The sequence below is a fragment of the Streptomyces solincola genome (assembly GCF_002982015.1).
Lineage (GTDB): Bacteria > Actinomycetota > Actinomycetes > Streptomycetales > Streptomycetaceae > Streptomyces > Streptomyces solincola.
In genome coordinates, this window is the sequence record NZ_PVLV01000086.1 from 1 (window position 1) to 11,987 (window position 11,987).

General features: G+C 74.8%; 6 protein-coding genes. All 6 read left to right on the plus strand.

The features are described from left to right. Window positions 1-6,095: 6,095 nt before the first annotated feature. The 6 genes from C6N75_RS06555 to C6N75_RS06585 all read left to right on the plus strand — a co-directional run bounded on the left by C6N75_RS06555 (window position 6,096) and on the right by C6N75_RS06585 (window position 11,004). Window positions 6,096-7,340 carry a helix-turn-helix domain-containing protein gene (locus C6N75_RS06555; RefSeq protein WP_105867892.1) on the plus strand — a complete coding sequence of 415 codons (1,245 nt, stop codon included), beginning with the start codon at window positions 6,096-6,098 and terminating at the stop codon, window positions 7,338-7,340. A 161-nt stretch (window positions 7,341-7,501) separates the two neighbouring features. Continuing rightward, window positions 7,502-8,056, plus strand: a complete 555-nt coding sequence (locus C6N75_RS06560; RefSeq protein WP_146132498.1) for a hypothetical protein — start codon at window positions 7,502-7,504, stop codon at window positions 8,054-8,056. 95 nt (window positions 8,057-8,151) lie between these two features. Next, window positions 8,152-8,667, plus strand: coding sequence for a hypothetical protein (locus tag C6N75_RS06565; protein ID WP_105867894.1), 516 nt, complete (start codon window positions 8,152-8,154; stop codon window positions 8,665-8,667). Next, window positions 8,660-9,502, plus strand: a complete 843-nt coding sequence (locus tag C6N75_RS06570; protein WP_105867895.1) for a hypothetical protein — start codon at window positions 8,660-8,662, stop codon at window positions 9,500-9,502. The genes C6N75_RS06565 and C6N75_RS06570 overlap by 8 nt, the downstream gene beginning before the upstream one ends. Before the next feature lie 249 nt (window positions 9,503-9,751). Further along, the gene (locus tag C6N75_RS06580; RefSeq protein ID WP_105867898.1) at window positions 9,752-10,249 is read left to right on the plus strand and encodes a hypothetical protein; all 498 of its coding nucleotides are present in this window, start codon (window positions 9,752-9,754) and stop codon (window positions 10,247-10,249) included. Between the two features lie 101 nt (window positions 10,250-10,350). Next, window positions 10,351-11,004 carry a class I SAM-dependent methyltransferase gene (locus C6N75_RS06585; RefSeq protein WP_105867897.1) on the plus strand — a complete coding sequence of 218 codons (654 nt, stop codon included), beginning with the start codon at window positions 10,351-10,353 and terminating at the stop codon, window positions 11,002-11,004. Window positions 11,005-11,987: the final 983 nt, after the last annotated feature.

An 11,987-nucleotide genomic window follows, 5' to 3' on the forward strand; every position in this document is an offset into this window, starting at 1 on the left:
GTCCTCCCCGCCGACGCGGGGGTGCGCCGAATCCGCAGATCTGGTACCTGGGGTCGGCCGGGTCCTCCCCGCCGACGCGGGGGTGCGCCGGCCGGCAAGCGCGGCGGGCCCTCGCCCACCACGTCCTCCCCGCCGACGCGGGGGTGCGCCGCCTTTCCCCACCGCCCCGCCGTTCCCCGGCAGGTCCTCCCCGCCGACGCGGGGGTGTGCCGTCCACGATCTACGTGTACGACGAGAACGGGAAGTCCTCCCCGCCGACGCGGGGGTGTGCCGTCGGAGGTGAGCCAGTACGCGGTTCCGGGCGGGTCCTCCCCGCCGACGCGGGGGTGTGCCGGCCCGCGTGGCCGAGGCGCAGCAGTCGACGCGGTCCTCCCCGCCGACGCGGGGGTGTGCCGGTCCCGGCGGGGGTGACCGGGCTGGAGCTGTGGTCCTCCCCGCCGACGCGGGGGTGTGCCGGCCAGGTTGCGCGCCACGGCTACCGGCCGGTGGTCCTCCCCGCCGACGCGGGGGTGTGCCGTCCTCCACGATCTTGCGGGCCTCGAACTCGTCGTCCTCCCCGCCGACGCGGGGGTGTGCCGTGCCGCCACGTGGTGCGGAGCATGTTGACGTCGTCCTCCCCGCCGACGCGGGGGTGTGCCGGTGCCGTCGGGGTAGGGGCCCTTGGCGTCGTAGTCCTCCCCGCCGACGCGGGGGTGTGCCGCGGTTCGCGCAGCCGCTGGTGGTGCTGGCCGGGTCCTCCCCGCCGACGCGGGGGTGTGCCGGAGATGGCCTCCCGCTGGAAGGTGGCAGTGGCGTCCTCCCCGCCGACGCGGGGGTGTGCCGGACCCTTCCGATGTCCCAAGATCAGCGCGTTGGCCCTCCCCGCCGACGCGGGGGTGTGCCGCCCAGCGCGGCCAGGTGCTTGTTCTCGTGCTGGTCCTCTCCGCCGGACGCGGGGGGTGCCGGGGGCGGGGGCTTCGTCGCCGTGTGCGGGCCGGTCTTCCCCGCCGACGCGAGGGTGAGCCGACCCGTTCTGAGGATTTCCGAAGCTTCGGAAAGTCCTCCCCGCTGACGCGGGGGTGAGCCGGCCCGCAGGGTGACCCTGGCGACCCGTCACGAGTCCTCCCTGCCGACGAGGGGGTTTGCCGCGGTCACCCCCGCCGCCACTCCGGGATGCGCGGTCCTCCCCGCCGACGCGGGGGTATGCCGCGGGCCGATGCTGTTCAGGTCCGGGCGCATCCGCCCTCCCCGCCGACGCGGGGGTGAGCCGCAGCCACAGCCACTGCGCGGGTGTCGCGGCTGGTCCACCCCGCCGACGCGGGGGTGAGCCGCCGACGATGTGCCGGACCTGCTGGAGCTGTGGGTCCACCCCGCCGACGCGAGGGTGAGCCGTGCCGCAGGTGCCGGACGCTGCCGAGGATGTCGTCCACCCCGCCGCGGGGGTGAGCCGCCGGGGCGGGGGGTGAGGGAGGAGTTCATCGCGTCCACCCCGCCGACGCGGGGGTGAGCCGCGGCTCGGGGAGCGGCACTGCACCGCGCTGGCGTCCACCCCGCCGACGCGGGGGTGAGCCGACCGGGACGCTCAGTGCCACTCAGGTCCCGCTGTCCACCCCGCCGACGCGGGGGTGAGCCAGCCCCCCGACAACTGGGTTGTTGCCGGGGGGCGTCCTCCCCGCCGACGCGGGGGTGAGCCGCTGGGTCGTTTCCGGCCGCTCGGCTGGTACGGGTCCTCCCCGCCGACGCGGGGGTGAGCCGGAGCACCAGGAGCCGATGCTGGACGTGTCCCAGTCATCCCCGCCGACGCGGGGGTGCGCCGGCCGAGGAAGCGCTGCTCGGGGCGATGCTGCAGTCCTCCCCGCCGACGCGGGGGTGCGCCGTCCTGGCCGCTCTTGGCCGCGTCCGCCAGCCAGTCCTCCCCGCCGACGCGGGGGTGAGCCGGACATCATCACGACCGTCGAGGCTGCCATCCCGCCCTCCCCGCCGACGCGAGGGTGAGCCGTTCGAAGGCGACTTCGACCCGGCGAAGTTTGAGTCCTCCCCGCCGACGCGGGGGTGAGCCGTCGGCCGGGGTCATGCAGGGGGGCAGGTGGCCGTCCTCCCCGCCGACGCGGGGGTGTGCCGACCTTGGCGGCGCCGTCGGCGAGCGACTCGGCGCCCTCCCCGCCGACGCGGGGGTGTGCCGTTGTCGACCGCGGGCATGCCGTGCCGGCGGGAGGTCCTCCCCGCCGACGCGGGGGTGAGCCGCTCGGGACGAACTGATGGACGCGCTCACCGACGTCCTCCCCGCCGACGCGGGGGTGTGCCGAGGAACTCGGGGAGGAGGGCCTCCTCGAACGCGTCCTCCCCGCCGACGCGGGAGTGTGCCGCCGAGCAGGGCGTCGAGCATGTCCTGCTCCAAGTCCTCCCCGCCGACGCGGGGGTGAGCCGTGGTCATCGAGCGGGTTGCCGACCAGGCCCCGGCCCTCCCCGCCGACGCGGGGGTGAGCCGTCCGTAGTCGAGCGCGCCCTGAAGGAACTGTCGTCCTCCCCGCCGACGCGGGGGTGTGCCGTTCAACCCGGGCTTGTCGCCGTCGGCCACGTAGTCCTCCCCGCCGACGCGGGGGTGTGCCGCAGATCTGGACCCACGTCCACGACGCGAACCGGTCCTCCCCGCCGACGCGGGGGTGTGCCGAACAGCAGCAGGTACTCGTCGCCGTCCCAGTCGTCCTCCCCGCCGACGCGGGGGTGTGCCGCCGGCCCTGGCTGCGGCGGGTCTCATGGCGCCGTCCTCCCCGCCGACGCGGGGGTGTGCCGCTGGAGCCGACGAAAAACGACGGGTCGACCCGGTCCTCCCCGCCGACGCGGGGGTGTGCCGCTGGAGCCGACGAAAAACGACGGGTCGACCCGGTCCTCCCCGCCGACGCGGGGGTGTGCCGACCCTGTCCAACGCCCTGACCGCCCTGGTCAAGTCCTCCCTGCCGACGCGGGGGTGTGCCGAGGCGCTGCGCGGCCTGACGGAGGTGCGGTCGGTCCTCCCTGCCGACGCGGGGGTGTGCCGCCGGTGTAGGGCTCCCCGCCGCGCAGGGTGACGTCCTCCCTGCCGACGCGGGGGTGTGCCGCTGGAGATCGCCCGGCAGGCCGCCCTGCGCGAGTCCTCCCTGCCGACGCGGGGGTGTGCCGCTCAAGGCCCGGCTCGGAGTCGAGGAGAAGACGTCCTCCCTGCCGACGCGGGGGTGTGCCGTCCGCTAGCTCGCTAGGGTTCATGCTGGTGAAGTCCTCCCTGCCGACGCGGGGGTGTGCCGGTGCCGAAGCCCTTGCGGACCGCCAGGTCCCGGTCCTCCCTGCCGACGCGGGGGTGTGCCGGACAGCGCGGGCGAGTCCACTCCGGCCGGGCCGTCCTCCCTGCCGACGCGGGGGTGTGCCGGTGCCGAAGCCCTTGCGGACCGCCAGGTCCCGGTCCTCCCTGCCGACGCGGGGGTGTGCCGGCGGAACAGGCACCGCAGCCGGAGCCGGAGGAGTCCTCCCTGCCGACGCGGGGGTGTGCCGCTGCTGCGGGTGTACCCCGTACGGGACTCGTCGTCCTCCCTGCCGACGCGGGGGTGTGCCGGCCCCGGCGGCCGACCACCGATGGGCCATCGAGTCCTCCCTGCCGACGCGGGGGTGTGCCGTTCTTCACCGTCTGCGGCATGCCGAGATCCGCGTCCTCCCTGCCGACGCGGGGGTGTGCCGGTTCCCGTCGGAGTCTCAACGCCGCCGTACTAGTCCTCCCCGCCGACGCGGGGGTGTGCCGGTGGCCGCGATCGTGGCGGCCGCCGACGCCCGGTCCTCCCCGCCGACGCGGGGGTGAGCCGCCGAGGCAATCCGCGCACAGGTCCTGCGCCACGTCTTCCCCGCCGACGCGGGGGTGTGCCGCAGGCGCGGTCCCGGCGGCGTTCGTCGCGTTCGTCCTCGTCTTCCCCGCCGACGCGGGGGTGTGCCGGTGGACGCCATCCTGCCGAACGGCGTGCGGGTGTCTTCCCCGCCGACGCGGGGGTGAGCCGACCTGCCGCTGGATCAGATCCGGCAGGAAGTGGTCCTCCCCGCCGACGCGGGGGTGAGCCGACCGCAGTACCAGCCGCCCCCCCGGACCCTGCGGTCCTCCCCGCCGACGCGGGGGTGAGCCGCCCCGCGTCAGCGGGTCGTCCCGCACTGTGTCGTCCTCCCCGCCGACGCGGGGGTGAGCCGCCCGCGCCCACCTCCACGGCCAGCCCATCCCCGTCCTCCCCGCCGACGCGGGGGTGAGCCGGAGATGGAGCAGTACGAGACCGGGCCCGAGGGGTCCTCCCCGCCGACGCGGGGGTGAGCCGTGCACCAACCCGGAGTGCCCCGGCCGGTGCAGGTCCTCCCCGCCGACGCGGGGGTGAGCCGCCCCCGCCGGCCTCTCGGCAGGCGGGGGCTTTGTCCTCCCCGCCGACGCGGGTGAGCCGTCGGTGACGGTGAGGTTGCCGCCGCTCACCGTGTCCTCCCCGCCGACGCGGGGGTGTGCCGTCCCCCAGGAGCCAGGTTGCGAGGTAGGACCCGTCCTCCCCGCCGACGCGGGGGTGAGCCGGAGTTCGAGGTCGTCATCCGTGTCTCGGGCACGTCCTCCCCGCCGACGCGGGGGTGAGCCGGCCCAGGACTCCCTCATCACCTCGCGCGCCCAGTCCTCCCCGCCGACGCGGGGGTGAGCCGCACGAGGCGCACGGCACCCACGTGTCGATGCGGGTCCTTCCCGCCGACGCGGGGGTGAGCCGCGTAGACGCGAGTGCGGGACCGTCGTTGACGCGTCCTCCCCGCCGACGCGGGGATGTGCCGCGGGCGTCGGTGAGCCGCTGTACCTCGCTGGCGTCTCCCCGCCGACGCGGGGGTGTGCCGCCCGTCTGCTGCACGGTCACTGTCGCTCCTGGGTCCTCCCCGCCGGCGCGGGGGTGTGCCGCGCATGCCGTCACCGTCCTCGATCGTGAGGACGTCCTCCCCGCCGACGCGGGGGTGTGCCGGTCGCTGCCGACGAAGCGTCGGCCGGCGTCCCGTCCTCCCTGCCGACGCGGGGGTGTGCCGGGTCGTGCGGCACGGGCGGTTTGGTCCCGGGCGTCCTCCCCGCCGACGCGGGGGTGTGCCGATCCTCGGCGCGGCCGCCGGCGTGGAGGGTGCGCCCTCCCCGCCGACGCGGGGGTGTGCCGTTGCGCAGCGCGGGCCCGGCGGCGCCCGCCATGTCCTCCCCGCCGACGCGGGGGTGAGCCGGTGTAGGCGAAGTACTTGTAGGCGACGAGCAGGTTCTCCCCGCCGACGCGGGGGTGTGCCGCCCAGCGCGGCCAGGTGCTTGTTCTCGTGCTGGTCCTCCCCGCCGGACGCGGGGGGTGCCGGGGGCGGGGGCTCCGCCGCCGTGTGCGGGCCGGTCTTCCCCGCCGACGCGAGGGTGAGCCGACCCGTTCTGAGGATTTCCGAAGCTTCGGAAAGTCCTCCCCGCCGACGCGGGGGTGAGCCGCCCTCACCGCCGACGACGTCAGCCTGCAGGCCGTCCTCCCCGCCGACGCGGGGGTGAGCCGACCCCATGGTTCCGCACCGCCTGGAGCTGGGCGTCCTCCCCGCCGACGCGGGGGTGAGCCGCAGGCCGTGCTGGCCGCGCTGGCGGCCGAACCAGTGGTCCATGCGCGGCGCGGTGTCCAGTCCTCCCCGCCGATGCGGGGGTGTGCCGCGGGTCCAGCCCAGCCCGGAGTACGGCCGCCGGTTTCCTCCCCGCCGACGCGGGGTGCTCCGCGCATGGAGCACGAGCTGTAGCCGGGTGGCGGCCGGTCGCTCCGGAACAGCGTGAACCAGGCGCCGGTGCCTAGCCTGAATGTGCAGCCCGGAGTGCGACGAGGACCATCGGTGGGCTAACGGGGGTGAGCCGGGCGGCCGTGCTCACGGCCCCGGTGGCGGGGCGCGCCTACCCGGTTCCGGGTACTTCCAGCCATTGACGCGTTATCGGGTGAAGCGCCGAGGTGCCAGGTGCGCGCCCCGGGTGGTGTGGGCCTGGCACGCCTGCGTCCCGTCAGCTTCGAAGCTGTGCGGGGGCGTTGGGGGCGGGTACCGTCCTGAGTGTCGAGGTCAGCACGGACTATCCGGAGACCGGTTTGCCCATGAGCACGAGTGAGTCCATCGGCGCGCGGGTGCGAATCGCGCGGAATGCGGCCGGGATGACGCAGCGGGAGCTCGCCGAGCAACTCGGGCGCACCGAGTCGTGGTTGGCGAACGTGGAGAGCGAGCGGCAGCCGCTGGATCGCTACAGCGTGATCACCGCCGTCGCGGACCTGTGCGACGTGGACGTGGTGTGGCTCCTGGGTCAGCCCTACCGGCTCCAAAGCAACGGCGGGCAGATGGCTCACGCGTACATCCCGGCGCTGCGCAACGGGCTGCGCCGGGCGGGGCTGGTGCTGTCCGGGCACCCCGGGCTCGCGCCGTCAGCCACAGGGCTAGTGGACTTGGCGGGCCTGCGCGAGGGGTTGCGGGCGGCGAACGTGGCCCGGCAGGCGGCGAACCTGCCCAAGGTCGCCACGCTGCTGCCTGCGCTGGTGGAGGACCTGAACACGGCCGTCTTGGTCTCCTCCGGCAGCCAGGAGGCGGAGGCGCTGCGCCTGCTGGTCGACGCTGCCCGGACCGCCCGGATGTGCTTGAACCAGCTCGGCTACGCGGATCTGGCGTGGTCGGCGGCCGAGGTGGCGGCCGGCGCCGCCGCTCGGCTCGACGACCCGCTGCTGAAGGCGGCCGTGGCCTGGGACCGGTGCGGTGCCCTGCTGCATCACGCGTCGCTGCGGGAGACCGTCGCTGTGGCGGACGCCGCTCTCGCCGAGCTGGAGCCCTACGCGGCCGGCCGGCAGCACGACCCGAGGCTGGTGGCGATGCGCGGGGCGCTGCACCTGCGCTGCTCCATTGCGTTCGCGCGGGGCGCGGGCTCCAAGGAGGATGTGTGGGGTCGGGTGGGTGCGGCGCTCGCAGACGCCGACCGCCTGGGCTCGCAGTGGTACGACCTGGAGCTGCACACCGTGTTCGGTCGGGGCAATGTCGCCGTGCACGCGGCGGAGGCCGGGGTGGAGATCGACCAGCCGGATGCCGGGCTGAAGCGTGTGCCGAACGTGGACATCGAAGGCGTGCCGAGCCGGGAGCGCCGCACCCACTTCCGGATCGACAAGGCGCGGGCGCTGCACCGGATGGGCCGCAGCGCCCAGGCGGTGGTCAAGCTGCGCGAGGCGGCGGCTGATGCCCCGTACTACGTGTATGCGCACCCGATGGGGCGCGCGCTCGTCGCGGATCTGGCGCGGGTGGGGGTGCCGTCGCAGGCGTCGGCGCTGTCCGGGCTGATCCGGAATATGCAGCTGGTGCACTGAGCGCACCCCGCTGGTGGGTCGGCAACGACCCTTGTGAATATGCCAGTTAAGGGCCCCTAGATTTTCTAGGGGTTGCCCTGTGTGAGGCCCGCCACTCTCGTCTCGTCACTGTTCGTCATGACGTGATCACTATGGGAGCGGCGATGTGGCCGATCGATTCCATGTTCGCCAGTCAGGCGGTGCGCGTTTACGCGGACGTCGTGGGCTGGCCGCTGGCGGTCGGCTACCAGGCCCGCCCGCGCCGCGGATGCACCTGCCAGGACGCTGACTGCCTCACCCTGGGAGCTCACCCCGTGCCGGGCCCGCCGAGCCTGGGCGGCACGGAGGAGACGGTCCGGGAGCTGGAGACGTCGCCGGGCGCCGGGCTCGTCGCGTGGACGACCGCGTTCGACGCCGTCTGCATCTTCAGGGCGGTCGGCATGGCCGTCATGGTGTTCTTGGACCGTGCGACGCCGCCGCCCTGCCTGATCGACGGCGGGCACGCCGTGCTCCTGGTGCAACCGGGCACCGGCCGGGCGGCGCTGCGCGCCGGCCTTCCCGCGAGCGTGCGGTCTGGCCCCGCTGGGTGGGTCGCCGTCCCGCCGATCCTCGGCCGGAGCTGGGACACCCCTCCATGGCCAGCCGGGACCAAGGCACCTCGCCGCCTCGTCAGCGGTGACGTCATCGCGTCGCTGCTGGCCGACGCCTCCGCGGAACGACCGCAGACGGACGCATGAACGTGACGAACAGGCGAGCCGCTGCGCAGCGCGCCGACGCTCACGCCACCCCACTCGGAAGGACCACGCACGTGCCGTCCCCCAACACCCCTGCGGTGAGGACCACCCTGCAGAGCCGCGGCTGCACCTGGGAGTACGCGGGCGTCGCCGGCTGGCTGCTGCGCGCGTCCACCGACCCGCGCCTCTCCCAGCGGGAGTGGGCACAGTACGGCATCACCGCGCTGCCCTGCGGGACCGAGTTCGCTGCTGTCCGCATCGCGGCCGGCCTGGTGCGGGCCGCCGCCGGCGTGCCGGACAGCGGAGACGCCGACCAGGCGGTGGACCAGTACCTGACCCGCGCCCTGCTCAGCGGCCCGGTGATCTGCGACCGGCGGGTGGGCTGGTACTACGCGCTGGTACCGCCCGAGGCGGCGAGAGACTGGGTGGTGGAGGCGGCCGTGTGCCGCGGGAAGGGCGGGTTCATCGGCGTGCCCCAGCCGGACGCACGCCACGAGCACGGCGCTCGGTGCTACTGGGCGGTGCCGATGACGGCACCGGGACGGCTGTGCAGCACGAGCGCGGTGACGCAGCTCGTCCACACCGGCAGGCTGCTGGAGCTGGCCCGTGGGTGAGACGCAGCGAACCGCGCGGCACGCCATGGTGGCTGCGGTCAACGCGGACTTGGCGAAGCTGAAGCTGGCCGCGGTGGAGACGGAGCGCCACGGCGTTCTGTATCGGACGCTCCCACCGAACGCCGGCTGGTGCCAGGCCACTTACGCGCCGGAGGAGGGCTGGCCGCCGGACGCCTACCTGTGCGTGGTCGTCACGTGGTACCCGGCCCGGCAGTTCTGCCGGTCGGCGGCTGGCGAGCTGCCGACCGGGGCGCCGGAGCACTGGCGGCGGCGGGTCTACGCCGTCCGGGAGGCACTGGCGACCGCCGGCTACCAGTCATGGGCGGCAGGGCCACCCAGGTCACCGGCGCTGCACAGCTCGGAGCAGCTCCTGGTCTGGCGGTCGCTGCGCGGCGTGGACGACACGTGGCCGCCGCTGTTCGCCTGGGACGGGCTGGAGCCTGCCCGCCCGAACTTCGCGCAGCCGACGTGGGTGTGGCCGGAGCGGGATCCGCTCCAGGCGGTCGAAGCGGCGCTGCGCGGAGTGGGCGGCCCCGGGTTCGGCCGCACCCGCACGGTGAGGGCCACGCCGGTCATCTGGCCGCCGTACGCCGAGATGTGCACCCGGGTGGTGTGGGAGCCCGATACCCAGTACGCGCGGTGTTCTGACGGCACGGTGCCGCGCGGAGCGATGGAGCACTGGATGGCCGGCCTGGACCGGGTGCGTGGCGCCCTGACCGCCGCCAACTACCGCATCAAGGAGGCCCGGCGAGACATCGACCCGGCACGGAACGACCACGGGTTCCTGATCTGGCGCGGTCCGGCCGACCGGGAGCGGGGCGGCGACGGTGTCTGACGAGACCTGGCGGACGGGCAGGTGCTGGCTCTGCGACGCGCCGGACATTCCGATCGCGTGGCTCGGGCCGGTGCACTCCGCCACCTTCGGCGCTGCACCGCTGCACGCCTGCGCCCCGTGTGTCGACCGGCTGGAGCAGCGCATCTGCGACCACCACGCTCGGGCCGACCAAGCGGCTTGAGCGAGACTCCCGCCCCTGGACAGGCCCGGGGCGGGTCCATGCACCACCTGAACACCACGGAGGACAGCATGACCATCGCAGCTCAGCCGCTCGCCGCGATCCGGACGCGCGACCCGCAGGCGGCCCTCAACGCCGCCACCCCGCACGTGCGGCACCTGCAGGTGAACGTGGCCGACGGCGGAACGATCTGGGAGCGGGAGATCGCTCTCCTGCTCCGCGACAACACGATGGTGCGCAGCATGGCTGAGCGCATCCTCGGCCAGGCCGTGGCCTACACCCTCGCCACGATGGAGCACAAGGACGTGCACCTGGGCGTGGGCAAGATCGTGGACATCGGGGTCCACCAGCTCATCCTGGACACGCCGGTGTACTTCGCGCTGTGCGACCTCTACAACAACGGCGCCTACCGGCACCACGCCCCGTTCATCGAGCGCCGCCGGGACGGCCTGTGCATCCGTACGGCGGACTTCCTCCGGGCGGACGGCTGGGTCGTGGACGAGGAGCTGTGGGCCTCCGACGGCGCGGACTGCTCGCCGTGCGACAACAAGGTGCCGGACAGCCACTGATCCGCCTGGGGCCGCCCGCGGCAGCCCTTAGTCTGGGCCCTCGCCCTGCTCGTCCGAGGCGAGGGCCCATCCCCGTCACGACCGCACGAAAGGGAGTTGCCGTGCCCGCACACCACGACATCGCAGCGGAGACCGAGCTGTGGGACACCTACGCCGAGAGCGCCTTCAAGGCCGACATGGAGCCGACGTTCTGCTGGACGCAGTACGCCGGCCACGGCCCCGGCCCGGAACTGCTCGGTAACCCGGACTCGGTGCTGGAGCTGGGATGCGGCACGGGGCGCGCGCTCGCCTACCTCGCCGGCCGGGGCGTCAAGGCGACGGGCATCGACCTGTCCCCGGTGATGGTGAAGAAGGTGACGGAGCAGTGGTCCGGGACCGGCGCCGACTTCGTCTGTGGGGAAGTGCTGGACGTCCTGGCCACGGACGAGGAGACCTACGACGCCGCGTACTCCATCTTCGGGGCCGCCTGGTTCGTGGACCCTGCCAAGCTGCTCCCCCTCGTCGCCCGCAGGCTCCGGCCGGGGGGCACGTTCGCGTTCTCCCACCCGCCGGCCATCCCGGGCGCGTACGGGCCGCAAGGCATGTACAAGGGCGGCTTCGCGGGCAAGGCCATGTTCACCTACCGGTACAGCTATACGCCGCAACGCTGGAAGGGCCTTCTCGAGCGGGCCGGATTCCACGACGTGCAGGCACGCGTCCTTGAGGCCCCGACGGCCGGGCACATCGGGACCCTGCTGGTGACCGCCCGGCGGTGACCGAGGGCGGGTGCCGCACTGTGACGCATCCGCATAGCGGAGGGGCGGGCTGATGCTCAAGACGATGAAAAGGACCGACCACGCGATCCAGCGATGCGGGGCGAGTCCTCCCCACCGACGCGGGGGTGAGGCGTCTCCTTCGCGTGCACGACCCGGCTTGCCCATGCCCTCCCCGCTGACGCAGGGGTGTGCCGCGCCGCGAGATGCTCCGCCGCGTCCGGGTCCGGTCCTCCCCGCCGACGCGGGAATGAGCCGTACATCCGCACCGGGCCCCCGGGCGCCCTCTGTCCTCCCCGCCGACGCGGGGGTGAGCCGAGCCACGCCGGGAACGTGGTGCGGGACGGCAGGTCCTCCCCGCCGACGCGGGGGTGTGCCGGCGGCCGCGTCCGTCGCGGGTACCGCCTACACGTCCTCCCTGCCGACGCGGGGGTGTGCCGTCCCAACGGATTGCGCTGTGGCCCCGGTTCGAGCCCTCCCCGCCGACGCGAGGGTGCGCCGCGGTAGAACGCCTTGCCGGCCAGGGCCATCGGGTCCTCCCCGCCGACGCGGGGGTGTGCCGTTCTGCCAGTCCTGCACGTACCAGCCGGTGCGGTTCTCCCCGCCGACGCGGGGGTGTGCCGGCGACGGCGGTCCGGGCGCGGGCCCGCCGCGGGTCCTCCCCGCCGACGCGGGGGTGTGCCGGCCAGGGGTCTGCGTACGGGTCCGGGGTAGCGTCCTCCCCGCCGACGCGGGGGTGAGCCGGTTCCTGCGGCCCCGCGGGTCCGGATCGGTCGGTCCTCCCCGCCGACGCGGGGGCCTGCGGCATCCATACCGGCTGCTCCGTAGCGAGGTGCCGCCGGGATGCACCAAGCGACCGGCCGGATCGTGCAGGGGCGGCCGTGGGCGGCACGGGTCGGGAGGGGGATGCGGCCCGGCCGCCTCCAGCGGGGCGCGCGGCGGCGACCGGCCGGGGGATCGTCGCGGCGGGGCGGGCGGTGCTGGGG

Excerpts from the sequence above, each read along its gene's own strand:
- C6N75_RS06555 (WP_105867892.1), top strand. The coding sequence starts at position 6,096 with ATGAGCACGAGTGAGTCCATCGGCGCGCGGGTGCGAATCGCGCGGAAT.
- C6N75_RS06560 (WP_146132498.1), top strand. The coding sequence starts at position 7,502 with ATGTTCGCCAGTCAGGCGGTGCGCGTTTACGCGGACGTCGTGGGCTGG.
- C6N75_RS06580 (WP_105867898.1), top strand. The coding sequence starts at position 9,752 with ATGACCATCGCAGCTCAGCCGCTCGCCGCGATCCGGACGCGCGACCCG.